We start from the raw sequence: 26,643 nt of genomic DNA, 5'->3' as shown, positions 1-26,643 counted from the left end.
TCCATCGAAAGCGGCCGTTACGCGCTAGACTGATACGAGTCGCATTTTTTGTGGTCCGGCATCTGCAAGGAGACGCCACCATGAATCGGCCGCTGCTACGGGTTCCGCTACGTGCCACCAGCACCACGTCCTTCTGGAAGTGGTTCAAGTGGCTGCTTATCGTGGGGTTTCTGGTCGCCGCTGCTGGTTTCGTGCGCTTCGTGCAGATCGAAATGGATACGTCGAGGCTGCAGGCGCGCTATCTGTCCGAGTTGACCAGCGAAGTCGGTTTTACCGTATCGGCTGGCTCGAGCGACCATATCCGCTTCCCGAAAGACGGCCCCTACGATCTGCGCCTCGGCTACACACTGCTGCCGTCGATCGAGCGGCGCCTGCGCGAGCGCGGTTTCATGGTCGCCGCGCAAGCACGCGATTCGGACCGCATGCTGTCTCTGGCCGACCAGGGCCTGTTCATGCCGTACATGGAAAAAGACCAGGCGGGTCTGCGCCTGTTCGATACCACCGGCGAACCGCTATTCGGCGACGACTATCCGAAGCGCATCTATGCGAATTTCAACGCGATTCCGCCGCTGGTCGTCGATGCGCTGCTGTTTATCGAAGACCGCCATCTGCTCGATGCGGACCAGCCGAACCGCAATCCGGCGATCGACTGGACCCGGCTTGGCCGCGCGGTAGCCGACCAGGGCGCGCGCCTGTTCAATCACAACCAGCAGACGCCGGGCGGCAGCACGCTCGCCACGCAGATCGAGAAGTTCCGCCATTCGCCGGGCGGACGCACGGCGACGCCGAAAGAGAAGCTGCGTCAGGTGGCATCGGCTTCGCTGCGCGCGTATCTGGATGGCCCGCGCACCCTCGATGCGCGCCGGCAGATCGTGGTGCGCTATCTGAATTCGGTGCCGCTCGCCGCGCAACCTGGCGTCGGCGAAATCAACGGCATTGGCGATGGGCTGGCCGCCTGGTATGGCCGCGATTTCGACGATGTGAACCGTATCCTGAGCCAGCCGCCTGGCGACGACAATCTCGCGGCTCAAGGCCTTGCATTCCGCCAGGTGCTGTCGTTGATGATCGCGCAGCGCGGCCCGTCGCATTTCCTGCTGCGCCGGAATGTCGATCTGGCTGCGCTGACCGACAGCTACTTGCGGCTGCTTGCAAACGGCGGTGCGATTTCGCCGGCACTGCGCGATGCCGCGCTGGCCGCGTCGATCGAACTGCATCGCTCGCAATTGCCGCCGCCGACCGAATCGTTCGTGTCGCGCAAGGCGGTCACTTCGTTGCGCGCGCATCTGATGGGCGCACTCGGTGTGCGCAATGTGTACGACCTCGACCGGCTCGACCTGAGCGTCACGTCGACGCTGAACGACGAAGTGCAGCAGGCGGTCAGCGAGCGTCTGGCCAGCGTCGCGTCCAAGGACGGCGCGCGCGCCGCGGGCCTGTACGGCAAGGATATGCTGCGCCCGCAGGACGATCCTTCGAAGATCGCATTCAGCTTTACGCTGTACGAAATGCGCGACGGCGCGAACCTCACGCGCGTGCAGACCGACAGCGTGAACCAGCCGCTCGACATCAACCAGGGCGCGCGGCTGAACCTCGGTTCGACCGCCAAGCTGCGCACCATCGTCACGTATCTGCAAACCATCGCGGAACTGCACGGCCGTTATGGCGCGATGAGCGTCGACGAATTGCGCGCGGTGAAGCCGGATCGGATGGATGGTTTGTCGTACTGGGCAGTCGATTATCTGTCGCATACCAAGGACCGTTCGCTTACCGCGATGCTGGATGCCTCGGTGGAACGCAAATATTCGGCGAGCGCCGGCGAGATGTTTTATACCGGCGGCGGCGGACAGGTTTTCACGAACTTCGAATCGACCGACAACGGCCGCATTCTGACCGTGCATCGCGCGTTCCAGCATTCGGTGAATCTCGTGTTCGTGCGCATGATGCGCGACATCGTGCATTACCAGATGATCCAGACGTCGGGCCAACCGTCGCAATGGCTCGACGATCCTGCCACGCGCCATATGTACCTGACGCGCTTCGCGGATCAGGAAAGCCGTGTGTACATGAATCGTTTCTACACGAAGTATCACGGCAAGAGCGCGGACGCCGCGCTGGCTGCGCTGCTGCACGGCGTGCGCAAATCGCCGCCGAAAGTGGCGACCGCACTGCGCAGTGTCGCGCCGAACGAGTCGCAGGAATGGTTCAACGCGCAGATGCGCGCTGCGCTGAAAGGCACGCCGGCTGCAACGATACTCGACAACGAAGACCTCGAAAAGCTGTACACCAAGTACGCGATCGACAAGTTCAACCTGAACGATCGCGGCTATATTTCCAGCGTGCATCCGCTCGAACTGTGGACCGCAAACTACCTGCGCACGCATCCCGATGCGACGCTGAACGAAGTGCAGGAAGCGAGCAGTTCGGCGCGTACTGACGCGTACAAGTGGCTCTTCAAGACGCGCTATCACGCAACCCAGGATCGCCGCATCAAGCGCATGGTCGAGCAGCGCGCTTACGAAGAGATCGGCAAGTCGTGGCGCGCGCTTGGTTACCCGTTCGCCAAGCTGACGCCTTCGTATGCGGCGGCGATCGGCGCATCCGGCGACCGTCCGGTCGCGCTCGCGCAGTTGATCGGCATCATCGCGAATGGCGGCAAAGAAGCGCCGGCGCAAAACATCGACGAGCTCGAGTTCGCGAAGGGCACGCCGTATGAAACGCGTTTCACGCGCGCTGCTGCACAGCCGGAGCAGGTATTGCAGCCTGAGATCGCGAAGGTTGTGCATATGCTCACGCGCGATGTGGTCGCGGGCGGCACGGCACGCCGTCTGGCGCAGGGCATCACGTTCCCGAACGGGCAGACGCTGCAGCTGTATGGCAAGACGGGTACTGGCGACCAGCGCTTCAATGTCTGGGCGCGCGGCGGCCGGTTGATCGAATCGCGCAAGGTGAACCGCACCGCAACCTTCGTATTCGTGCTCGGCGACCGTTTTTACGGCACGCTGACCGCATTCGTGCACGAGCCGTATGCGGCTCGTTACGATTTTACGAGCGCGTTGTCGGTGCAGTTGCTGAAGTCGATGGCGCCGGCGCTCGAGCCGCTGCTCGATGCGCCGCAGCGCGTGCCGAAACAGCGTGTAGCAGTGGCCGATGAACCGACTGCGGGAACATCGTCGACGAAATAGCGGTGCGTCTCTTTGGGACTATTGTTCGACGCCCGAAAGGCACCACCGCTAAGCTTAGCTGTTTAAATCGTTTGTACACGGTGCAGCCTGATTCTATGATTAAAGGCTCTCGCCGCTGCAGCGCCGCGCTAAAGCCGATTTAGAACGCAAGGCCGGGCAGCCCGTCTATCGATACCAGCCCGAGCCCCAGCATGCCGCCAAGCCTGTCACGCTATTTTTATCGCGCATTGCGGGCCGCGCGACGTGCCGCCGTTCTCGGCGTCCTTGTATTCGGTGCTACGCAGCAAGGGTTCGCCCAGCAATGGCATCCCACACGCCCGCTCGAACTCGTCGTGCCGAGCGCGGCGGGCGGTTCCGCCGACCTCGTCACGCGCACCCTGCAGAACGTCGTGCTGCAGACAGAGCAGACCAGTGTGCCGCTGCTGGTGGTCAACAAGCCGGGTGGCGGTGGCACGATGAGCCTTGCATACATCGACTCGCATCCCGGCGATGCGCGCTCGGTGTCCTTGCAGTCGCTGCCGCTGATCACCAATCGCGTCACGGGTTCGAGCACGCTCGGCCTCGCCGACGTGACGCCGCTGGCCCAAGTCGTGTCCGAGCCGATCGCGTTTTCGGTGCCGGCCGGCTCGCCGATCAAGACCGGCCGTGACCTGATCGCGCGGCTGCGCCAGGATCCTGCATCGGTCACGATTGCGGTATCGAGTTCGCCGGGCGGGCAGAGCCATATCGCCGCTGCGTTGCTGCTGAAATCGGCGGGCATCGACCCGGCCAGGCTCAAGATCGTTTTCTTCGATTCGGGATCGCAGGCGCTTACCGCGCTGATGGGCAAGCACGTCACGGTCTCGGTGACCGCCGCCGATGTGGTTGCCGGCGCAGCCGCGTCGGGCCAGGTGCGGATCGTCGCGACACCCGCGGCGGCACGTCAGGGCGGCCAGTTGTCGGGCGTGCCGACGTGGAAGGAGCAGGGCGTCGACTTCGAGTTCAGCACCTGGCGCATCCTGGTCGGCCCGAAGGACATGACCGCCGCACAGGTTGCGTGGTGGGATGCGCTGCTCGCGAAGGCGATCGCGTCGCCGCAATGGAACGAGGCCGCGAAGCGCAACCTGTGGACCGTCGACTACAAGAACAGCGCCCAGACGCGGACCTTTCTGGCCGCCGAAAACGTGCGCCTTGGTGCATTGCTGGGCGAGCTTGGACTCGCGCGGTGATCACCGCGTTCGATCAGCGCGCGTCGTTGACGGGCAGCCAGCTCGCGCACTTGTAGTAGGCCGCCTCGAAGTCCGGCAGGCGCGACGCAAAGCGTTCGGTCATGCCGATATCGTCGAGCCCGAGCAACAGCTTCTCGCGAATCAGCTCGTCGATGGCGAAGGCGATCGGCGCTGCGTCATCGGGCTGTACCGTGAGGGCGGCCAGATCGACGGTGATCTGCAATCCGGGGCGGTCCGTCACGAGCGTTTGCAATGAACGAACCGTTTCGGCATCCAGAGTGATCGGCAACAAGCCGTTCTTCAACGCGTTGTTGTGGAAGATGTCCGCGAACTCGGGCGAGATGACCGCGCGGATGCCGAAACCCAGCAACGCCGTCACCGCCGTTTCGCGCGACGAGCCGCACCCGAAGTTGCGGCTGCCCACCAGGATCTTCGCGTCCCGATACGGCTTGCGGTTCAATACGAAGTCCGGTTTTTCGCTGCCGTCCGCATTGAAGCGGCGGTCGTGGAACAGCACGCGTTCGTAACCGGGTCCCACCACGGTCTTGTTGAAACGCGACGGGCACAACTGGTTCGTGTCGAGATTCGTCTCGTCGATCGGTGCGGCAACCGCGCGCAACTGGGTGAAGGCTTCCATTGCCGTGCTTATCCTTGCAAGAGTGTGCGCACGTCGGTCAGCTTGCCGGTCAGCGCCGCGGCAACCGCCATCGCGGGGCTCATCAGATGCGTGCGTCCGCCTACGCCCTGACGTCCCTGAAAATTACGGTTCGACGACGACGCGCAGCGTTCGCCCGGCGTCAGCATGTCGCCGTTCAGCGACGTGCACATCGAGCAACCGGGCTCGCGCCATTCGATATTCGCCGCGCGGAAAACCGCATCGAGACCTTCGGCCTCGGCCTGGCGCTTCACTTCCTTCGACCCCGGCACGATCCACGCGGCGATCTTCGCGCGGCCCAGACGCGCAACCCGCGCCGCTTCGCGGATATCTTCGATGCGCCCGTTCGTGCATGAGCCGACAAACACGCGATCGATAGCGATATCGGTGAGCGGTGCGCCGGCGCGCAACCCCATGTAGGCGATGGCCTTTTCGAACTCGGCGCGCTGGTCGGCGTCGGCGATCGATGCGGGATCGGGCACGCAACCTGTGATCGGCAGGCACTGCTCGGGCGTGGTTCCCCACGACACCATCGGCGCAATGTCCGTGACCGCGAGCGATACCTCGCGGTCGAAGTGCGCATCAGCATCGCTGGGCAGCGCACGCCACGACACTAACGCCGCATCCCAGGCCGCATTCTTCGGCGCGAAGGGTCGGTCGTGCAGGTACTCGAACGTGGTGTCGTCGGGTGCGATCATGCCTGCGCGTGCGCCGGCCTCGATCGACATATTGCACAACGTCATGCGCGCTTCCATCGACATCGCGCGCACGGCTTCGCCCGCATATTCGATCACGTGGCCGGTCGCGCCACCGATGCCGATCTTCGCGATCAGCGCGAGGATCACGTCCTTGGCGCTCACGCCCGCACCGAGCTTGCCATCGATCGATACACGCATGGTCTTCGGCCGGCGTTGCCAGATCATCTGCGTGGCCATCACGTGAGTCAGTTCCGACGCGCCGATGCCAAACGACAGGTTGCCGAACGCGCCATGCGTCGAGCTATGCGAATCGGCGCCGACGATCAGCATGCCCGGCTGGGTCATGCCTTGCTCCGGGCAGACGATGTGCTGAATCCCCTGGCGCGGATCGTCCATGCCGATCAGCCTGAGACCATGCCGATGCGCGTTGGCCTCGAGCGTCTCGACCATCATCCGGTAAGTCGGGTCGACGAAATCGCGGGTGCGCTCGTGAGTGGGTACGTAATGGTCGGTGCAGGCGATGATCTGCAGTGGCCGAACTACCTTGCGGCCCGCCGCATGAAGTGCGTTGAACGCATGGATCGAGCCTTCGTGCAGCAGACCGAGATCGACGAACAGCAGCGCATCGACGCCTCGTTCGACGGCTACTACGTGACGGTTCCAGATCTTGTCGAACAGGGTTTCCGGCTGGCTCATGCCAAGTTCTTTACAGATGAAAGTATTTGATGGGCGCACTGCACAGGGACACTGCATATGCACGCAACACATAGCCGAGCCATGCAAACGAATGATTGTGATGCGCCGATGCATCCTAGGATGTGAAGTGCAAACTGTCAACAATTTGCATGAGGCTGCTAGCGCTGCGCTTCGAGTGGCGCAGTGTCAGGTTTTTGTCGGCTAGTAGCCAACCTCGGCAGCGGGCTTCAGAAACAGCTCGTGAACCGGTGCGAAATGCGCGTATAGCGGCAGAATCGCGCCGCCCATCGCGCGCGCATCGGCGCCGATGGTGCCTTCCAGCAACTGCGGCCGCACCATGCCCTGCCATTCGAAGCGGTCGAGCACGCACCCGGTACGGCGGATGATTTCGCGCACCAGTGGCCGGTCGAGCTCGCCGTCGATCACCACGGCTTCGAGATCGAGCAGCGCCGCGGCGTTGGTCAACGCACTGGCGATCGCGGGGCATGCGGTGTCGAGCCATCGATCGGTCAGAGGCCAGCCTTCCGCCGACATTGCGCGGTGATCGTGCGCGGCCGAAGGTGGCATGCCCGCATCCTCGAACAGCTTTTCGAGCACGAACCCCGATGCCGCATGCAGCAGCTGTTGCGCGGGCTGCCGGCCGCGGGCGCCAAGCGGAATCGAGCCGACCGCGCCCGCGTTGTCGTGCGGGCCGCCGTGCAGACGTCCATCGATCACGAGGCCACCGCCGATAAACGTGCCGACGAACAGATACAGAAAATGATGGATGCCGCGCCCCTGGCCCATTACGAGTTCGGCGGCGCAGGCAGCGGTCGTGTCTTTGGCGAATTCGACCGGCAGGCCAGTCAGTTGCGCGATGCGCGCGCGAATATCGATGTCGTTCCATGCGTCGAGCGCATCGCGCGGTGCGCCGAGAAACTCGCGCCAGCCGCCGAGCCATAGCGGCGCGGCCACGCCGACACCGACCACCTTGCGTTTGCGCGCCGCACCGAGCGCCGCGTCGATGCGCGCGAGTTTGCCTTCGAGTGCCGGGAACAGCGCGCGCGGATCGGGGTATGCATAGTCGAGCACTTCGCGGCAGCACACGTGGCCGGCGAAATCCATCGCCAGTACGTCGAGGCTGCGCCGCCCGACCTTGATGCCGATCGTGTACGCGCCTTCAGGCCGCAGTGCGATCGGCACCGACGGCTGGCCAATGCGGCCGCGCACGCGAGCCTGCTTCGCGAGCAGCCCATCGTCGATCAGCCGCTCGACGATCATCGATACGGTCTGCATCGACAGGCGCGTCAAGCGTCCGACGTCCGCTTTGGGCAGCGGCCCGTGCAGTCGGATTGCCTGTAGCACGATGCGCTCGTTGAACTGCCGCATACCGACCTGGTTCGAACCGACCGTGCGTTTGAGCGGGGCGTGGGTGCCGGTGGTGTCCATGGCGGCCGGTGCGTTTTTCAGGCGTGTACGTCGACGCGAATGCGAGCACGAGCACGTGCGATGGTTGCGCGCGCATCCATCATGCGATCGCCTTTACGTCCGCTTCCTTGGCGCCGGTCATGATCGCGACCGCCTCGGACATATGAATCTCGCTGCGATTGACGAGCGCCGCGCGCCGGCCCAGCCGCTGGATATGAATGCGGTCGGCAATCTCGAACACGTGCGGCATGTTGTGGCTGATCAGGATCACCGGCAGGCCGCGATCGCGTACGCGACGGATCAGTTCGAGCACCATGTTGCCTTCTTTCACGCCGAGGGCCGCAGTGGGTTCGTCCAGAATCACCACGTGCCGCGCGAACGCCGCGCTGCGCGCCACGGCGACGCCCTGACGCTGTCCGCCGGACAGCGTCTCGACGGCCTGACGCATCGAGCGGATGCCGATCTGCAGGTCCTTCATATGCGCGGTCGCTTCTTCGAGCATGCGGCGCTTGTCGATCATCTGCAGGATCGAGCCGCGCCAACCCGGTTTGCGCAGCTCGCGCGCAAGGAACAGATTTTCTGCGATGCTCATCGCCGGCGCGACGGCAAGGTCCTGATAGACCGTTTCGATGCCCTGTTGACGCGCGTCGAGCGGACTGCGAAATCTGACCGGCTTGCCGTCGAGCAGCAGCTCGCCCTGGTCGGGCACCAGCGCGCCGGATAGCGCCTTGATCAGCGACGATTTGCCCGCGCCGTTATCGCCGATCACGGCCATGATTTCGCCGGGCATCACTTCGAAATCACAGCCGTCGAGCGCGGTGACCTGGCCGTAGCGTTTGACGAGGCCGCGCGCGGCAAGCACGGGCGTTGCAGGTGAAGCAGAGGCGGGCGTCGACATGACGGACTCCATGCATGTTGGTGTGCACATCGAGTGCGCGTGAGCGCTGTGCCCGATTGCGTTCGAGGTTCCCGGTTCAGCTTTGTTTTAGCGTGCGCCACGGCGCGACAGCTTGTCGGCGGCAACGGCGAGAATCACCAGAATGCCGGTGATCAGCACCTGATACACAGACGACACACCGATCAGCGTCAGCCCATTGCGAAACACACCGACAATCAACGCGCCGAGCAGCGTGCCCGCAATCGAGCCGCGTCCGCCGAACAGGCTCGTGCCGCCGAGCACGACCGCGGTGATGCTGTCGAGGTTTTCGGTTTGCCCGGCCTGCGGATCGCCGACGCCGGTGCGCGACACCGACAGCAGCGCAGCGACGCCGTAGATCGCGCCGGCGAGCGTATAGACCGTGAGCAGAATCTTCTGCGACGACAGGCCCATCAGCCGCGCCGCTTCCGGGTTGTTGCCGAGCGCATACAGGTGGCGTCCCGGCACCGTATCGCGCAGCACGAACCACGTCACCAGATACATGACGAGCGTCAGCACCGTGCCGTACGTTACTTCGGCAGGGCCAAGCCTGAACGTGTTGCCGAAGAACATGATCGCATCGGGCAGGTTCGACACGCTCTCCGCGTTCGAATAGATCTGCGTCAGCGCGAACGCGATGTTAAATGTGCCTAACGTGACGATGAACGAAGGCAGCTTGATGCGCGTGATCAGCACGCCATTGGCGAGCCCAAACAACATGCTCGCCACGATGCCGCACAGAATGGCGAGCCCCGGCGGCACACCGAGTACGACCGCGAATTTGGTCATCACGATCGAGCCGAACGCCATCACCATGCCGCACGACAGATCGATGCCGCCGGTCAGCACGATCAGCGTCTGGCCGATCGCGATCACGGCGACCACCATGGTTTGTTGCAGGATCAACGAAATATTCTGTGCGGACAGAAAGCGGTCGCTCTGCGAAATAAAGAATGCGCAGGCGAGCACCAGCGCGATCAGCGGGCCGGCTTCGGCCAGCGACGGCAGACGCTCGGCGAAGCGGCGCCGGTTGTCGGGGGCAGGGGCGGCGGGGGTGGTCGACATGATGTTTCCTCGATGCAGTGCGCGACGCGTGCAGCGCGCGGCGTTCGGTGTGGCTACGCCGCGCGGTGGCGTCGCATTCGTCGCGTTACTTGTTGCCCCAGCAGTTGTCGAGGCCGAACTGCGTGTCCTTGCTGTCGACGCCGGAAAGCGGCTTGTCGGTGATTAGCGTGACACCGGTGTCGTGATAGCCGGTCGGCTTCTTGCCGGTCTTCGCATATTCGACGCCGGCATTCACGCCCAATTCGGCCATCTTTAGCGGGTACTGCTGCGAGGTGGCGGCGATCGCGCCGGCCTTCACGTTGCGCACGCCTTCGCAGCCGCCGTCGATCGACACGATCATCACGCTCTTGTCCTTGCCCGCGGCCTTCAACGCGCGATATGCGCCGGCTGCGGCCGGTTCGTTGATGGTGTAGACCACGTTGATGTCCGGTGCTTTCTGCAGGCAGTTTTCCATCGCGGTCTGGCCTTTCGCCTGATCGCCGCGCGTATCCTGGCTGCAGACGATCGACGCGTCGCCTTCCTTCACGCCGAAGCCCTTCAGAAAGCCGTTATGACGCAGCACGCCGACCGATACGCCAGGCGCGAGGTCGAGCGTTGCGATCTTTGCGGGCTTGCCGGCCAGCGCAGATTTGGCGTATTGGCCGATCAGCACGCCGGCCTTGAAGTTGTCGGTGGCAAACAGCGCGTCGGTGGCGTCTTGCGGTTCGGTGGGGGTGTCGAGTGCGATCACGATTGCGCCGGCGGCGCGTGCTTTCTTGATGCTCGGCACGATCGCCTTGGTGTCGCTCGGCGTGATCAGGATCGCTTTGGCGCCGGCCGTCAGCATGTTTTCGATCGCGGTGACCTGGCTCGCGTTGTCGCCGTCGAATTTGCCGGCCGCGCTGATCAGTTTGGCGCCGTCTTTTTGCGCGGCTGCATCCGCGCCCTGACGCATCTTGACGAAGAACGGGTTGGTGTCCGTCTTCGTGATCAGGCCGACTACGGGCTGGTCCGCCGCGCGGCTCGCGTTGGCGTAGCACAGCGCCGATAGAGCCATGCATGCGGCGGCGATACGCGTTGCGGCGCGCGGCCCGCTGTTTTTGTGAGTCATGGAAACGCTCCTCCGGGTTGATTGACAACGACGTTATGGGCTGCGGTCGATTCAATGGGTCTTGTGCGGACGCGGTGGGCCGCGCTGAAAACGGGCGAAAGAGATGCGCGCCGATTGACGCATAAGCTGGTATTTGATTGAAAAATATCTTCCACTACCTCCCTTCGGCAGACCTGTCGGTCCAGGGCCGAAGCCGGTAAGGCTTAATTAAATCGATTTGCTTTAGTTAAGATTTTGCGTGAGTTGATGTCAAGGGATATGCATGTTGCGGCGCGCCGATCCGGCAGGGCCTGCTATAGGCAAGTCCTTGCTATATCTCGCAGTACGGGAATTATTGCGCCGCTCGATGAACGGATACGAGCAATTGAGTGCGGAAGAGAAGAAGGCAGCCGATTTGTGTGGAAGCCGCCTTCTCCAATACATGCACAAAAAACGCAGATACTGAAGCTGGCCGGCATAAGGCCGCCGGGTCACCGCGTAACGGCCAACGATCTCTTGCGACGCAGGCGTTAAACGAGCCACATGCCTGAAAATCGCTGGCCAGGACCTTATCGCGGCGCTTCTGTTGCAGAATGCAGGCCGGCCCGCTTACGCGAATCCGCCGTTCGCCCGCAGAACCTGGCCGTTGATCCATGCGCCATCCGGACCGGCGAGAATCGAAACGGCGCTGGCGATGTCGTCGGGCATGCCGAGGCGTTCAAGCGGCGACAACTCGACGAACGCCTTGATCTGCTGCTCGGTCTTGCCTTTGAGGAACAGTTCAGTACCGGTCGGTCCCGGTGCGACGCAGTTGACGGTAATGTTGCGTCCGCGTAGTTCATTGGCGAGTACGCGCATGAGGCCTTCAACACCTGATTTCGATGCAATATATGCGCCGTAGTTCGGAAACGATTTACCGAGCACGCTGCTCGAGAAGGCGATGATACGTCCGCCGCTGCCAAGTGCATTGGCCGCCGCCGAGAAAATGAGAAACGTGCCGCGAAGATTCGTCGCGATCACTTTGTCGAAGGCCTGGACGTCACCAGCCGCAATTGGCCCGAGCGGCATGATGCCAGCGCAATTGACGACGACATCCGCGGGTCCGAGTATCTCGCGTGTTGTGTCGAACAGGCGCGCAACGTCGTCGGCGTTCGATACGTCGGCTTTAACGGCGAGTGCGTCGCATCCAAGTTTCTTGATATCTGAAACGAGTGTGTCGGCTGCGGCGGAGTGGCCGGAATAGGTCGCGACGATGTCGCATCCGTCGCGTGCGAGGCGCGTGGCAACCGCACGGCCGATTCCGCCCGATGCGCCGGTTACGATTGCGACCCGGTTGGAAGGCTTAGTCATTTGAACTCTCCTGGATTTGCTTGTTGTCCTGTCGACGCCTTGAATTCAGGGCGTCGACAGGGAAGGGTGAAACAGGGCCGGCGAGACGGCCTTGTAACGCTAAGGCGTTGATGAAGGAATGCCCCCCGCGAGTGGAGGGCAGGACACCGCCATTACGGGCAGAACCGCTTGCGTCCCTCAGGCAACCACGCACGTGGTGCGTGGGTCGTGGTCCGCTACGTCAGCACACGCGGCTTGAGCAGGTCGCTCATGCCGACCCGGTGAAGCATCTCTGCACGCACCCGGTCGAGGACCGCAAAACCGACTTCGGCGCCGTCTTCGGTGGGATCGACATAGACACGGAATGGGCGCTTGCCGAATTGCGCGTTGACGACCTTGACGATCGCATCGGCCAGCAGCGACGCGTCCGCATCGGGTGGCACGATCGCTCCGAACGCGTTCTGGATCTGCTCGCCGAATCCCGTATAGGGACCTTCCTCATACTCGGCGGCGCGCGCTGCGTCGGCCGGTGCCCCGGCATGCGAAAAGTGGTTCGTACCGCTAGTGAACGCGCCGGGTACGATGATTGATGTCTCAACGCCCCAACGCGACAGCTCGCGCGCATATTGAACAGCGATCGCGTCCATCGCGGCCTTTGCCGCGAAGTACGGCGCGAGGTACGGCGGCGTGCCGCCGGCCGAGCTGCTGCTTGATATCCACACCAGCAAGCCTTTGCCCTGGCGGCGCAATTGCGGCAGCACCGCGCGGTTCACGCGCTGCGTGCTAAGCACGTTCACGTCGTAAAGGTGGGCGTATTGCTCGGGCGTGAATGCCTCAGCCGGGCCGAACGCCATATGGCCTGCGTTGTGCATCACCACGTCGATGCGCCCTGCGTCCGCGACGATCTGCCCGACCGCCGCATCCACCGACGATTGAGACTGTACGTCGAGTTCGATGGTGCGCAAATCGACGCTGTTCTGGTGCGAGAACTCGGTCATTTGCGTGACGATCGGCGCATTACGGCTAGTCGTATTGCGCATCGATGCGTAGACGGTGTGACCGGCCTTCGCGAGTGCTTCGGCGGTGAGGCGACCAAAGCCGCTTGAGGCGCCAGTGATGAGGACGATTTTTCTCATGATCTGCTCCTTGGTGCGCGTAGTGCGCTGAGATGTCGATTCGACAGGTTTTGTCAGTAAAATTTATGGGTAGCTCTTAAATCTCGCCACGATTCGTTAGAAGAGGCGTCAGCGATTCAGATGCGCGCAGTCGCCGGCAGAGTTGATGAGACGTGAGGCGCGCGCGGGTCAGGTGATGGCCGCGACGATCATGAGCGACTCAACCCTAACGAGGGGAAGTCTGGTTGAATTTGGGGCTCAGGACTGCGCCCCGTCAGGTTAGGCCGCGCGCTAAAGCGCGGCATGGGATGGACGATACGTTGCTGCTAACCAGATCACCAATACGATTGTTCGCATTGCCAGGATTATGGAGATTTCAGAGAATTCCGTGTGCGGGATCGTCCTGGCCGGCATTGAGCGCGCTCGCGATCTCGTTACAATGAATGCTTCGTTTTGAGCACGTCGGGCTATGAGTCCCCACCAAAGTCAGGAACGCATTCCGTTGCGAATTATTTCCAATAGTCGCTCGAACCGTCATATTGATCTCTTTCGCTTGTCAATTGATCGCCGTATCACACAAGTCAACCTCAAAGAGGTTCCCTCAAAAGCGACGTTCCAACGTTCTCTCTAGCAGGCTCAATTGTCCAGGCTATCCGCCTGGAAAACTTGTCCATAAGATACAAGTTGCTGCTCCATATAGGTCGAACTCATTTGGGCTTCCGCCGGGAGATTTGGAGTGGCACGCGACCGCGCGTTGCAGAAGAAGCGTTCAGATTTCTCCTCCAATGGGATCCGAGCGCTTTGCTCGACAGTGTCAGGCAAGCATGGCTACTATGAGTGCCTGCTTGAACAGGCCGACCTGTCTTTGGGTTGTGCGCATGGAACTGCTAAAATTTCGTCGCTGCGTGTGTATCTCAATGTTCTTCGTCAAGCTCCGGTATCGGGTCTATGGCCAAACTGTTTTCAAGTCGAACCCTTTTTCGGAATTCACTCACCGCATTACTGTTGGCCATCGCTTCGCTTGCTGATACACCATACCGCTGCTTGAAGATACGGCAAAAATGCGTATGTGTAGAGAATCCGCACTGCAACGCCACCTCTTGAATTTTCGCATGACGAATGCCAGATCTTAAGAGGAGGCGACAAGCTACCTCCAATCGACGATTCCAGACGTAGCGCATAAGAGACGTACCTTCTACTCTAAAGAGACGGTTAAGGTGGACCTCCGACGCGCCCACGCCAGACGTAATAGCCGCAGCACTTAGCTTTGCATTGCGCAAATTGCGATCAATGTATCGTTTCGCCCGGAACAACGTAGCCTCACCGCTAGGCACACGTGCAAGAGCCGACGCATCTTCGATGACGACATCTATCATATCCAGGAGTTGATTGGCCTGACGACGGCGCATAGCCGAACTTGTGGCTGCGTTCTGACCCGCTACGGCAAGAATAAAATCCCGAACAACTCGTACATCTGCGCCAGTCGTATCGGGACTACCTAGCTGCTGAAATCCTTGTTTAAAACCACGCTCTCGTAAACTTCGACGCGGAATCTTGACGGTGACTACTCGCGTGGTTTCCTGAATCCGTTCTCTGTATGGTTGACCGGTATCAATCAGCAGCATCGCGCCAGGGGCAGATGCACGCACACGGGATCCCTGCTCGACAATCAGCTTTCCGGAAGTGACTACCTGCAGCAGAACGCCAGCATCACCTTGTTGCTCCAGTGACGAAAGAGTCTGATGGGCAAGTCGTGCATCAACTAATAGTAAATCGCCAACCGACCAACCTCGTACACATGATCCGATTGAGCGGTCCTTCTCAAGCACACAGCTTATGCCAAGCTTTTCGATAAATATTCTGTGCCACGTGTCCACATTGCGATCAATAAGGTCAAACTCGAAAATTTCATGCTTCATATTTATGAACAGGACTAGAAAACAACAGCGCAACCGTCATCGGACGAACCTTGGCGATTTGTGTTGGGCTAAGCGCGTACCCATGTAACATCCTGACCGCAAGAGTCGTTATCAACGGATAGCTGAATTGCAATACAGCGATACTTGCCGTCCTCAGTCCACTTATGTCCGACGTACAGCACGACATGGGCTAAACCTTATGAATCGCACCGATGCCTTCAGGCGCCTGACGCCAGCACTCTGTTATTCAGCACGCTGGTCGCCAGCGCGCATCCACCATGCTCCTATGTGATAGTGCGACGCCGTCGGTGCTGAGCATGACGACGGCGAGAACCATCCGCGCGGCGTCGCTCCTCGCGGCGGATCACCCGCTGAACGTGCGTGACCGTGCTCGAAATCGGTGTTGTGGATTACATGCCGCGCATTGTGTGCGCCTTGACTTCATCTGAAAAGCAAATTTATATTGACCAAATCATTCGAAAATCGAATAGAAACCATGCCAACCAAAGACATGCAACCGGACTGGCTGCGCGCGTTTGTGGCGGCGGTCGACACCGGCTCGCTCACCGCAGCTGCTAGCTTGGTGCATCGTTCGCAATCGGCTGTGAGCATGCAGATCAAGAAGCTCGAAGAAGTAGTCGGCAAACCCTTGCTGACCCGAGACTCGAAGCATCTTTCGCTGACGCCGGAGGGGGCAGACTTGCTGGTTTACGCGCGGCGTATGCTCGAATTGCAAGCGGAGGCCTTGGCCGCCATCCATGGAGCGCTCATCAAGGGGCGGATTCGCCTCGGCGTACCCGACGACTATGCGATGGCCTACATAACGCCTGTTTTTCGCCAGTTTTCAACTCGCTACCCCAACATCGAAGTCACGCTGGTTTGCGAGTCGTCCACCGTGCTTATACCTAAGGTCGAGCGCAGCGAGTTGGAACTTGTCGTCGTTACGCGCGATCATCCCGAACGGGGCACACTATTGTTTCGAGAGGGCTTGGTCTGGGTGGGGGCCGAACAACACGAAGCCTGGCGTCGCGATCCCTTGCCGATCGCGGTACACGAAGCGGGCAGCGTCCCTCGAGCCATTGCGCTCTCAGCCTTGGCGGCCCAGAAGAGGGATTACAGGATCGTGTATCACAGCCCGAACGTGGCTGGCCAGCATGCGGCAGCCGCGAGTGGAATGGCCGTAGCCGTGCTTACACGTTGCAGCGTGCCGCCTGCTCTGACGATACTCGATGCCCGGCATGGACTACCCGACCTACCCGAGCTCGAGGTCGCGGTCGTTCGGGCCAGGAAGTTCGTGCGCTCGCAGGCAGTCGATGCCATGCATGAGCAGATCGTTCTCGCTCTAAGCAAAGGCGCGGATAAAAACACAAGATGATCGCTTCCGAGGCCGATGCGGTGCGGGCATGTCCCAATGAACTAGGGTAGACAGACCTGAGTCATCGCCGGGATCCGATATACGACCCATTCCACGCCGGAACTGATACTGCTGCGGAGAGAGCCGTCGAGTCTTTGGCCAGTGCGATCCAACGCACGTGCTCGAGACTGAACGGCATCATACGAGTACTTGAAGCTTCTTACGGTAAGGCTATAGATTGTGACGGGCTTGTAGCAGACTGGCTGCCCGCTCACCCACAACGACACAAGGTGCCATCGTGTTTCCCGTCGTAATGCGAGGCAAGACAGACCCGTCAGCGATCGTCAAACTATTCAGGCCGTGAACCGCGAGCTTTCCATCAACCACAGAATCGGCGTCGTTTCCCATCTTTGCCGTACAGGTCTGATGCCAAACGCTCATGACGGAATCGCGCACAAAGTTCTCCAGTGCGGCTCCCTCAAGCCGACCCGGAGTGACTTGCCGCTTGATGAACGGCCTGAGCACCGCTGATCGACCGATTTCCTGAATCCGTTCAATTGCTCTCGTCAACGCTGCCAGATCCGCTGACGCGCTCAACGCATTCGCTTCTATGACAACCGGATCCGCGGGACCGGCACCAGTCAGCCTGACCCTGCCTCTCGATTCCGGCCTGACAAGCACAGGCAACAGGGTCCATCCCGTGTGCGGAATGGCAAATTGCGCCGCAATTTCCCGGCTTGGAATTGGCATGCCAGTCTGAATCAGCTGGATGTCCGGCGAACTTAACGACGGATCACTACGGAGGAATCCATTGGCTTGCACACCGCCTTCGTGAGCCGGATTCATGGAGTCCGGATACTCCCAGATGCACCCCGCAACCATCAAATGATCTTGCAGGTTGCGTCCTACGCCTCTCAGGTGTTGTACGACCGGTATGCTGAATTCACGCAGCGCCGCTTGGTCGCCGACCCCCGACTGCATGAGTACCTTCGGCGTATGAATCGCGCCTAACGAAAGCACGACTTCGTGGGATGCCTCAACGACGTGATGTTTCCCGTCGATAAGATACTCGACTCCCGTGGCGCGCTTGCCGTTGAAGATGATGCGTGTGACCATTGCGCCTGTGAGGACCGTTACGTTCGGTCGGTCCATGATCGGGTAGAGGTAGGATCGGAATACGGACACGCGGCGACCGTCCTTGACGCAAACATCTCCGATAGATGCGCCTTCGGGGGCCTCTACGATCTTGCCGTTCTGGCTCTCGAAAACAGGTATGCCGTGCTCCTCGCTGCCTTTTAGCCACGCTTGCGCGATAGGTGAGATGGGGGCGGAAGGGCCCACGTGAACCATTCCCCCGACGCCACGGTAGCGCGTATCCGGTTCCCCGTGCCAGTCCTCGATCTGCCTGAAGGTTTCGAGCAGGGACATATAGCTCCAGTCTGGATCCCCAGCCTCGGACGCGAAATAATCCCAATCGCTTCGATGCCCACGTGCCCAGTGCATCGCGTTGATGCTCGAGCCGCCCCCAAGCACCTTGCCCATGCTCATCGGGATCGACCGCCCGTTCACGTGCGGATTGCTACGCGCGACAAAGCTCCAGTCACGTTCTGATCCCAGATTGGCGAACCAGTTAGCGGCCTCTGTTACTTCGGGCGCGTCGTCTGCACCGCCTGCTTCGAGCACGAGGACGGTTGTTGCCGGGTTTTCCGCAAGCCTGCGAGCCACAACCGAACCTGAAGTACCCGCACCGCACACAACAAAGTCATAGCCGCGGCGCATTTCCGACGCAAGCCTCTTTTGATTGCTTAGTACCCGAAGATTATGTTCCCGAGTGTCGCGTTCCGTGTGAATATACATTTCTGAATGTCCTCAACGTTTTTAAGATAAGAGGCTGGCAGTCGATTTATTTTCAATTAAATCGAGGCGCCCATGGGAGATGCCATGAAAAGATATCTTGAATATTAAATGATGAATCAGGGAATTAAAAAATAGCCGATGATTTTTCTTGGTGGCGTATTACGAAAAGCTCGCTAAGTTCTCGTCGATAGACTATACGTCCACAATAAGATGACATTAAAAGTCCTACATACCTCGGTGCAATTGCTTCTTGCATCATTGCAACAGCAGTAGTGTATTGAACGCGCCCGATGAATCAACTGGCCATCGTCGTAGGGCCTCCAGACGCCCCGCACCTTGGAATCCTCGCCAACGCAAAGAGGTCATTTTCGGGCAACTCCGCCGCAAAACCTTCTCCATAAAATACAGGTTTCTGATCTGGTTCAGTCATTTGTCAAGGGCGATGGGATCGTGTTGATAAAATGGAATAGAGTGCGGACATGATCGTTTTAGAGGAGCACTTCTGTCATACGCGTGATAGGACAATCTATTCTTCGACGATGCATGTTAACGATGCGTTTGGAACCAGCTTCAGAATATGCAAACTGACGTCTTCGAAGTTCATCTAGACGATGACAACAGCAGTAAAGAGGTATGGCGAAGTATTTTTGCCAAGCAATTTGGCTTACATTGCCAGTTTGATCAGAGTGAATTTATCGGATCGTCGTTGAGAAGTTGGTCCCTTGGAGATCTGCTGCTAGTTGATGCGAAACTTTCCCACGCGGTGCTTTGGCCGATCGAACACCAGGGGGCAGCTGATGTGCTACTAAAGATAGTAGGGGCTGGCCGGGTAACCATCGAACAACGAGAGCGCGTATGGAACTTTGACTCGGGAGCGATGTTATTGGTCGATACGGGATGCCCATACAAGCAGACCATCGTGGAAGCTACACGGCTGATCATCGTTCGTATTCCGCGCCATCGCCTGCGAGAACGCGGCTTTGAACACAGTCTCCGTGGACTGACCTCCCCCGATATAACTCTGGCGGACGTGCAAGCATTACGTGATTTAATTTTTAATATTGCGAAGCAGAATGCGAGCACCAGTACCGCTGTCCGCTGCCGCCAAGGAAATCAGCTCCTCGATCTGATCGACGTCGTCATTGAGGATCCGTCTGCGTTCGGACGCTCACGTAGTAGTGAGGCGACGTTGTTTCGCGCGAAGCGCTATATTGAACGTAATCTGCGCAATGCGGACTTGAATGCGGCCGCTATTGCGTCGGCAGTCTGGACGTCTCATGTTCATTTAAATCGCTTATTTAGAACCGACGGTACCACCCTCATGCGATACGTATGGGATCGTCGCCTGGAGGTCGCGGCTCAGCTGATCTCCATCTCAGGTGAAAGCAGGCTAAAAGTCCACGAAATCGCGTTGCGGTGCGGGTTCTCGACGCATGCCCACTTCAGTCGTGTGTTCAAGAAGAGATACGGCGTATCGCCTCGCGAGGCATTGGTGGCCCGAAGCATCGTTTTTAACGGTGATAAAAACAGGGAAGGAGGAGAAGAGGAACTTTAAGGTTTCCGCCAGAGTTGATGGCGACGCTGGACACGCGCCGGCCAGGTGCTAGCGCTGTTAGAGAATTACGGCTCGATGAGCTACAGGGAAAATTGGCTTGTATGGAGTAGAAACGCGTATATTTTGGATAAGTTTTCCGGATAAATATAATAGATAATCAACTTTTTCCTAGTGGATCTTGTCGAGACAGTGCTCGCGAGGAATGCGACTGCAGCGTCGAACAGGTAGAAAGACGAAATCGATCAAGATAATGATGCGTAAGAATATCTTGCATTTTTCTGTTTTTCATCTCATAAGCTCATTTTTTTCATGAGAAATTAATGAAACTCATCAGGCATATTGCCGATTCAATCGCGCAATGTCTCTGGCGAGGTCCATGTGGAGAACAAGAGCATCATTCAAGCGTCAATGTTGGCGTGGTCAGCAGGTCCCACGCGACACCCAATGCATGTGGGGATTCAATAGCAACTCTTTCGTTCATAAACAAACAGTCGGAAAAGAGAATCATGAGAAAGGCTTTGAGTAAAAGTTTGGCAACCGTCCTCTCAACGCTTGCTATGTGCGGTGGCGTTCACGCAGAGCAGACTGTCAAGATTGGCGATGCCGCTCCGACGACGGGCCAGATCGCGCACCTTGGCAAAGACATTGAGAATGGCGCGCGCCTTGCGATTGAGGAAAGCAACGCGAAAGGGCTGACGATTGGCGGTCAGAAGATCACGCTGGTGCTGGACGGGCAAGACGACGCCGCGGATCCGCGCACTGCGACCCAAGTTGCGCAGAAGCTCGTCGATGACAAGGTCGTCGCGGTAGTCGGCCACCTCAATTCGGGCACGTCGATTCCCGCTTCGAGGATCTACAGCGACGCGGGCATCGTGCAGATTTCACCGGCATCGTCGAACCCCGCATACACACTGCAGGGCTTCAAGACAACGTACCGCGTAGTCGCGACCGATGCGCAGCAAGGTCCCGCATTAGCCAATTACGTTGCAAAGATATTGCACCTGAAGCGCCTGGCAATCGTCGACGATTCGACCGCATACGGTCAGGGTCTGGCAAACGAATTCGAGAGGACCGCAAAGTCGCTGGGTCTGACCGTGATTTCGCATGATGCGACCAATGACAAGGCCATCGATTTCCGCGCGATTCTGACGAAGATCAAGGGCGAAAATCCGGATGCGATTATGTACGGCGGCATGGACGCCACCGCTGGCCCGTTCGCGAAGCAGGCAAAGCAGCTCGGCTTGCGCGCCAAGGTGCTGGGAGGCGACGGCGCCTGCAGCGAAAAGCTGTCCGAACTCGCGGGCGACGCAACCGATAATATCGTGTGCTCGGATATCGGCATGTCGCTCGACAAGATGCCGGGAGGCAAGGCGTTCGCGACTAAATACGAGAAGCGCTTTGGCCAGCAGGTGCAGATTTACGCCCCGTTCGCGTATGACTCAGTGAACATCATCATCGATGCAATGAAGCGCGCGAAGTCGACGGATCCCGCAAAGATTCTGGCGGCGATGCCGAATACCGACTACATGGGTGTGATCGGCGAAACCACGTTCGACGCAAAGGGCGACCTGAAGCGCGGCGTGATCTCGCTGTACGGCTACAAGGCCGGCAAGAAGACGCTAATTGACGCGATCCATATGTAACGGCGGGCGTTGCTTCGTCTGCGCGCTACGATTGCGGAACCATTCCATGGCAAGACACCCGTTGCGGATTTTGCCGTTAGCGCCTTCGTTCGTTCCGTTCTGCCACGGATTACCGGAATCGATCGGTGGCGGTTCGATTTTCTCTGCGTCGTTTATTGCACCACTTTCCCGATGACACTGGAGGTCTCTTGAAAGTCGGAGGTTCAACGTGGGCATGAACGACCCTTGGAACGCGATCGTATGGGGATTGGTCGAGTCCGGAGCCGCAATGTTTCATGTCCACCGTAAGGGCGATGGCTGTTCAACGGGCGCGCATCGCGCCAGCTTTCAGTGCGTTTCGACGAGCGGGTTGGTTGTTAGCCGCATCGAATGGCAAACCGACTGCACAATACTCGTGTCGTGGAGTGATCCTACCCGCGGCCGGTATGTCGATCAGATCTGGCGGATGGGCTATGCGAGAGGGCCGGGGGCGTGTCTGCTAAGCGGAGTGCGAGTCACGCGCGGCGACCAGGTGTTCCGGCCGCTGTTTCGCAAAGGTGCCGAGCCGCCAAATGCGAGCGATATGATCCTGAGCACGACGGTCATCCCCCCCGCTGCGTAAGCGGGATGGAAAGTAGAATATTCCAGTAAGGGAAGTTCTACGGATGAGGAAGTCGACGAGAAAGCTTTACGTTTCTTCTTCGTGCATGCCCTGCCGACTCAATGCGCCAGTTCGTCGAACTCGATCTTGCCGCCCTTCATCACCAGCGGAATATGCTCGCCCTGCCCGGTCAGACACGCGATGTCCTTGAACGGATTGCCATCGACGACGATCATGTCCGCCCACGCACCCGGAGCGATGCAGCCGAGCTTCTCCGGCACGCCGAGCACTTCCGCGCCAATCAGCGTCGCGCTGCGAATCGCCGCAGCCGCGCCGAGCACGTCCGCGCGAATCAGGAACTCGTTGCTCTGCAAGCGCTGCGACGGTCCGAGCAGATCGGTGCCGAAGCCCATTTTGACACCCGCGTCACGAAAGATTTCGAGCGAACGCTTGCCGGCATCGCGCACGTCTTCGATCTTCGCGACGCTTTCCTCAGCGAGGCCATATTGCGCGCCTTCGCTGGCGAGTGCTTCGTACGTGACGAGCGTCGGTACGACGTAGGTGCCGGTTTCCGCCATCAGCCTGGCGGTCGGCGCATCGATCAGGTTGCCGTGCTCGATGGTGCGCACCCCCCAGCGCACCACGCGCTCGATTGCGTCTGCCGTGTACGCATGTGCCATCACGTACGTATGCCGGGCGCGCGCTTCTTCGACGATCGCGCGCACTTCGTCTTCGGCGAAACCATACGCGCCGACCGGATCGGTCGGCGATGCGACGCCGCCCGAGGCCATGATCTTCAGATGGTCCGCGCCCATCTGCAGTTCTTCGCGCGCGGCGCGGCGCACTTCATCGACGCCGTCCGCGACGCGCGACAGCGCACCGACCCGCACGCAGCAGCCGCATGGCGCGCTGGCGCCGATGTAATCGGTGCGTGAGCGCATATCGCCGTGGCCACCGGTCGGGCTCAACGCGCGGCCCGCGACGAACAGCCGCGGCCCCGCCGCGAGGCCGCTTTCGACGGCCTGCTTGTGCGGCGCGTTGGCACCCCCCGCATCGCGCACGGTGGTGAAGCCGCGCCGCAGCATGCCTTTCATCAGCGGCACCGAGCGCAGCGTGACCAGCACGTTCGGCATGTGCACCTGCTGCGCGAGATTCAACTGCACCGCAATCACGTGCACGTGCAAATCGATCAGGCCAGGCATCAGCGTCTTGCCCTTCAGGTCGATCGTGCGCGCGCTCGCGCTGTGCAGCGGCCGGTCCGACACTTCCTTGACGAGACCGTTCTCGACCAGCACGTCGCGCGTTTCGAGCAATTCGTCCTTGTGCGGATCGAGCAACGCGGCATTCTTGAACAGGGTACTTTCCACGACTTCCTCCTCAGTCAATCGGTTTGCGGATCGAGCAGCGCAGGCAGCGCGTATTGCGCGAATGCACGCGCGAGCGGCACCTGCTCTTCCCGATACCAGTTCTGCGTGTGCAGCAGATTCAGCGATGCAAGCGTTTGCCCGCGCCAGCGCACCGGCACGTTCAGCACGCTTTCGCAGCCAAGCGATGCGATCAGTTCGTGATCGGCGAACACGCTGGCGAGATCGTCGCGCGTGCGGCCGATATAGGCGTCGCCACGCTCCAATACGATGTCGACCCACGGGCCGCCGGCGAGCGGTTTTTTAGCGCCAGTCGGATAGGGCACCGGCATGTTGCTGTAGATGCGCGCGGATTCGCGGGTCACGGGGTCGTACGACAGGATCGTGAACAGCGTATGGCCGATCGTGCGTGCGAGCGCGTGGTCGAGTGCTGTATAGAGTGCATGCGGCGCTTGAGCGTGTCGATGCGTTTGCGCATCCGCGACTTCCTGCAGCGCCTGCAACACGTCATCGCAACCGATGTTTTGCGCGCCGGCCATCGCACTCGTGGCGCCGCTCATGCAGCCTCTCCCGCAGCGATTTCCTCGAGCGAACGTCCGCGGGTCGGCACGCCCATCACGAGCACCGCCAGTGCACCGAGTACCAGCACGACGGTCGTCATGCCGAACACGCCGCCGAAGCCGAACTTCGGAAACATATAGCCGACCAGAATCGGCGACACGATCGCGCCGATGCGGCCGATCGCCGACGCGAGACCCGTGCCGGTCGTGCGCACGCCCGTCGGGAAGACTTCGGAGGTGTACGCATAGACGCCCGCATATGTGCCGTTCATAAAGAACGACAGGCAGATGCCTGCCAGCATGATTTCGTTGGGCGTGCTCGCGAACGCCATGCCAAGTGCGCAGGCCCCGCCGAGCACCATATACGACGCGATGGTCGCTTGCCGGCCGATCCGTTCGTTAAACCACGCTGCGCTGAAATAGCCGGGAATCTGCGCGAGATAGATCGTCACCGAATAGCCGAAGCTCTGCGTAATGCTCATGCCGCGTTGCACGAGCAGACCCGGAATCCACGTGAAAAACGCGTAGTAGCTGAACGTGATGGCGAGCCACATCAGCCAGGTCATCGACGTGATACGTGCCTGGCGGCCGGCCCACAGCGCGCGGAAATTGGCGAGCAGCGTGCCGGTCGGCGCAGCGGCTGCACCGCTTGGCCCCTGCGTTTCAGGCGGCGGGAGGGTGACGCCTTGCGCGGCAAATTCGGTTTCGATCTTGTTCAGCACGGCGTCCGCTTCGGTTTGGCGTCCGCGGCTTTCGAGCCAGCGCGGCGATTCGGGCAACGCGCGGCGCCACCACAGCAGCATCACGACCGGCGCCGCCGTGATGTACAGCACGATGCGCCAACCGTCGGCAAACGCGGGCACGATGAAATAGCCAAGCAAGGCCGCGCCGACAAAGCCGAACGAAAAGAATCCCGCAAGCGAACCCGTGAAGAGCCCACGATAGCGCCGCGCAACGAATTCAGCGAGGTAGGGCGCGATAATCGCACTCTCCGCACCGGTGCCGATCCCAGAGATGATGCGCGCCGCGAGGAACGCGGGCCACGAGTGGGTCGTCGCGCTGACCACGGTCGCCGCGCTATACAGTAGCAATGCCCACATCATCACCTTGCGCCGGCCGATCAGATCGCCGAGCGTGCCCGCACACAGCGCGCCGAAGAAATAGCCGATGAAGTTGCCGCTGCCGAGCACGCCGGTCTGCACGCTGGTCAGCGCCCATTCGTGCCGCAGCACCGGCAGCACGAACGCGACGATCGCCGCATCCATCGCATCAAAGGTGTAGCCCAGGCCTCCCATCAACAGCAGGCGCTTGTGAAAGCGCCCGAACGGCAAGCGTTCGATGCGGCCGGATATCGTCGACACGTTTTGCTCTCCCTTTGTCAGAAACCAACATCGTGGCGGCCTTAGCGCATCTCGCCGTGCGCTTGACCGTATGCGGAACACGCCATGCATGGCGATTCTAGGGCTTGGCGCAACGTCAACAATATTTATAATTGTGATCCGCTATATAAATGCGCTGAATGTACGCCGGGCTAATCAACGATGAACTTCCGCACGCTCGACCTGAACCTGCTCAAAGTATTCGAGGCATTGATGTCGGAAGGCACGGTCACGCGTGCCGCATCGAAACTGGCGCTGACGCAGCCGGCAGTCAGCAATGCGTTGAGCCGGTTGCGCGAGGCGTTCGACGATCCGCTATTCGTGCGCCACGGCTCGGGCGTCACGCCGACGCAGCGCGCGCTGGCGCTGTGGGGGCCGCTCGGCGAATCGCTAACGCGGATTCGCGCGGCACTCGACGAAGAATCGTTCTCCGCCGAGACGGCGCAAACCAGCTTTAGCCTGTCGATGTCCGACTACGTGGCCGGCATCGTGATGCCGCGGCTGATTGCGCGTTTCAGCGAAACGGCGCCCGGGCTGCACTTCCATTCGGTGCCGAACCTTTTGCTCGATGCTCCAACCTTGCTCGAGGACAATCGCGTCGATTGTCTGATCGGGGTTTACGTGAACGAGACGCTGCCGCCTTCGTTTATCCGCTCGCGCTCGTTGTGGACTGTCGAATACGCGTGCCTGATGCGGCGCGATCATCCGCTGGCGAGCGCCGGGCGGCTGACGGCGCGGCGCTTCCTGAATGCGCGGCACGTCGACGTCAGTCTTGCCGGCCAGACGCAGCCGTCGTTCGAGATTTTTCTGGCGTCGCGCGGCTACAAGCGCAATCTGGTTTCGACGGTGAACCATTACGCCGTAGCTGCGGAAATGGTGCGCGAGAGCGATCTGATCGCAGTGATGCCGCGCGATCTGTGCGAACGCTTCGGCATGGCCGGCGAACTGGTCAGCGTGCGTGCGCCGCTCGAAGCGCCGGAACGCGTGATCAGCCTGTTCTGGCATCAGCGCAATGAGAGCGTGCCCGCGCACCGCTGGTTGCGCGAGCAACTAGTCGGCATGTTCGGCGCATAGTGCGTGCGTTTTGCATCTGCA

At 60.3% G+C, this 26,643-nt stretch carries 20 protein-coding genes; 7 read left to right on the top strand and 13 right to left on the bottom strand.

The window, feature by feature from the left end; translation table 11 throughout:
* Positions 1–80: 80 nt before the first annotated feature.
* Together ACYVNQ_RS16075 and ACYVNQ_RS16070 are read left to right on the top strand one after the other, a co-directional pair.
* Positions 81–3,179, top strand: coding sequence for a transglycosylase domain-containing protein (locus tag ACYVNQ_RS16075; RefSeq protein WP_460903485.1), 3,099 nt, complete (start codon positions 81–83; stop codon positions 3,177–3,179).
* A 191-nt stretch (positions 3,180–3,370) separates the two neighbouring features.
* Positions 3,371–4,387: a tripartite tricarboxylate transporter substrate binding protein gene (locus tag ACYVNQ_RS16070; RefSeq protein ID WP_460903484.1), complete on the top strand. Its 1,017-nt coding sequence runs from the start codon at positions 3,371–3,373 to the stop codon at positions 4,385–4,387.
* A 13-nt stretch (positions 4,388–4,400) separates the two neighbouring features.
* On the opposite strand, the gene leuD is transcribed toward ACYVNQ_RS16070, so the two are convergent.
* The 9 genes from leuD to ACYVNQ_RS16025 form a co-directional block, all read right to left on the bottom strand.
* Positions 4,401–5,024 carry a 3-isopropylmalate dehydratase small subunit gene (gene leuD, locus ACYVNQ_RS16065; RefSeq protein WP_460903483.1) on the bottom strand — a complete coding sequence of 208 codons (624 nt, stop codon included), beginning with the start codon at positions 5,022–5,024 and terminating at the stop codon, positions 4,401–4,403.
* An 8-nt stretch (positions 5,025–5,032) separates the two neighbouring features.
* Positions 5,033–6,436, bottom strand: coding sequence for a 3-isopropylmalate dehydratase large subunit (leuC, locus tag ACYVNQ_RS16060; protein WP_460903482.1), 1,404 nt, complete (start codon positions 6,434–6,436; stop codon positions 5,033–5,035).
* A gap of 201 nt (positions 6,437–6,637) precedes the next feature.
* Positions 6,638–7,864, bottom strand: a complete 1,227-nt coding sequence (locus ACYVNQ_RS16055; protein ID WP_460903481.1) for an ROK family transcriptional regulator — start codon at positions 7,862–7,864, stop codon at positions 6,638–6,640.
* Positions 7,865–7,943: 79 nt separating this feature from the next.
* On the bottom strand, positions 7,944–8,741 hold the full coding sequence (locus tag ACYVNQ_RS16050) for an ATP-binding cassette domain-containing protein (protein ID WP_460903480.1): 798 nt from the start codon (positions 8,739–8,741) through the stop codon (positions 7,944–7,946).
* Between the two features lie 87 nt (positions 8,742–8,828).
* Positions 8,829–9,824 carry an ABC transporter permease gene (locus ACYVNQ_RS16045; protein WP_460903479.1) on the bottom strand — a complete coding sequence of 332 codons (996 nt, stop codon included), beginning with the start codon at positions 9,822–9,824 and terminating at the stop codon, positions 8,829–8,831.
* Positions 9,825–9,909: 85 nt separating this feature from the next.
* The gene (locus tag ACYVNQ_RS16040) at positions 9,910–10,914 is read right to left on the bottom strand and encodes a substrate-binding domain-containing protein (protein WP_460903478.1); all 1,005 of its coding nucleotides are present in this window, start codon (positions 10,912–10,914) and stop codon (positions 9,910–9,912) included.
* Positions 10,915–11,502: 588 nt separating this feature from the next.
* A complete protein-coding gene (locus ACYVNQ_RS16035) occupies positions 11,503–12,243 on the bottom strand; it encodes an SDR family oxidoreductase (protein ID WP_460903477.1) in 741 nt (246 codons plus the stop codon).
* Between the two features lie 215 nt (positions 12,244–12,458).
* Positions 12,459–13,358 (bottom strand): SDR family oxidoreductase, encoded by a 900-nt coding sequence (locus tag ACYVNQ_RS16030; protein ID WP_460903476.1) that lies wholly within the window; start codon positions 13,356–13,358, stop codon positions 12,459–12,461.
* Between the two features lie 893 nt (positions 13,359–14,251).
* Positions 14,252–15,256 (bottom strand): helix-turn-helix domain-containing protein, encoded by a 1,005-nt coding sequence (locus ACYVNQ_RS16025; RefSeq protein WP_460903475.1) that lies wholly within the window; start codon positions 15,254–15,256, stop codon positions 14,252–14,254.
* Between the two features lie 496 nt (positions 15,257–15,752).
* Here ACYVNQ_RS16025 and ACYVNQ_RS16020 point away from each other — a divergent pair, with 496 nt between their 5' ends.
* Positions 15,753–16,631 carry a LysR family transcriptional regulator gene (locus ACYVNQ_RS16020; RefSeq protein ID WP_460903608.1) on the top strand — a complete coding sequence of 293 codons (879 nt, stop codon included), beginning with the start codon at positions 15,753–15,755 and terminating at the stop codon, positions 16,629–16,631.
* A 210-nt stretch (positions 16,632–16,841) separates the two neighbouring features.
* On the opposite strand, the gene ACYVNQ_RS16015 is transcribed toward ACYVNQ_RS16020, so the two are convergent.
* Entirely contained in the window at positions 16,842–18,467 is a 1,626-nt protein-coding gene (locus ACYVNQ_RS16015; protein WP_460903474.1) for a GMC family oxidoreductase, read from the bottom strand.
* A gap of 577 nt (positions 18,468–19,044) precedes the next feature.
* On the opposite strand from ACYVNQ_RS16015, the gene ACYVNQ_RS16010 reads away from it, so the two are divergent.
* The 3 genes from ACYVNQ_RS16010 (at position 19,045) to ACYVNQ_RS16000 (ending at position 22,266) form a co-directional block, all read left to right on the top strand.
* Positions 19,045–20,022, top strand: coding sequence for a helix-turn-helix domain-containing protein (locus ACYVNQ_RS16010; RefSeq protein WP_460903473.1), 978 nt, complete (start codon positions 19,045–19,047; stop codon positions 20,020–20,022).
* Between the two features lie 557 nt (positions 20,023–20,579).
* Positions 20,580–21,665: a branched-chain amino acid ABC transporter substrate-binding protein gene (locus tag ACYVNQ_RS16005; protein WP_460903607.1), complete on the top strand. Its 1,086-nt coding sequence runs from the start codon at positions 20,580–20,582 to the stop codon at positions 21,663–21,665.
* Positions 21,666–21,879: 214 nt separating this feature from the next.
* Positions 21,880–22,266: a DUF3331 domain-containing protein gene (locus ACYVNQ_RS16000; protein ID WP_460903606.1), complete on the top strand. Its 387-nt coding sequence runs from the start codon at positions 21,880–21,882 to the stop codon at positions 22,264–22,266.
* A 98-nt stretch (positions 22,267–22,364) separates the two neighbouring features.
* Here ACYVNQ_RS16000 and ACYVNQ_RS15995 read toward each other — a convergent pair whose 3' ends face one another.
* From ACYVNQ_RS15995 to ACYVNQ_RS15985, 3 genes are read right to left on the bottom strand one after another with little or no spacing between them, the layout of a single operon-like run.
* The gene (locus ACYVNQ_RS15995) at positions 22,365–23,612 is read right to left on the bottom strand and encodes a metal-dependent hydrolase family protein (protein WP_460903472.1); all 1,248 of its coding nucleotides are present in this window, start codon (positions 23,610–23,612) and stop codon (positions 22,365–22,367) included.
* A 14-nt stretch (positions 23,613–23,626) separates the two neighbouring features.
* The gene (locus ACYVNQ_RS15990; protein WP_460903471.1) at positions 23,627–24,169 is read right to left on the bottom strand and encodes a GAF domain-containing protein; all 543 of its coding nucleotides are present in this window, start codon (positions 24,167–24,169) and stop codon (positions 23,627–23,629) included.
* Positions 24,166–25,530, bottom strand: a complete 1,365-nt coding sequence (locus ACYVNQ_RS15985; protein WP_460903470.1) for an MFS transporter — start codon at positions 25,528–25,530, stop codon at positions 24,166–24,168. The genes ACYVNQ_RS15990 and ACYVNQ_RS15985 overlap by 4 nt, the downstream gene beginning before the upstream one ends.
* A 180-nt stretch (positions 25,531–25,710) precedes the next feature.
* Here ACYVNQ_RS15985 and ACYVNQ_RS15980 point away from each other — a divergent pair, with 180 nt between their 5' ends.
* A complete protein-coding gene (locus ACYVNQ_RS15980) occupies positions 25,711–26,622 on the top strand; it encodes a LysR family transcriptional regulator (protein WP_460903469.1) in 912 nt (303 codons plus the stop codon).
* The last annotated feature ends 21 nt before the right edge of the window (positions 26,623–26,643 follow it).

Source organism: Paraburkholderia jirisanensis (assembly GCF_054782355.1).
Note: the sequence above shows the minus strand (reverse complement) of the source record. Positions and strands in the feature narration are given on the sequence as shown.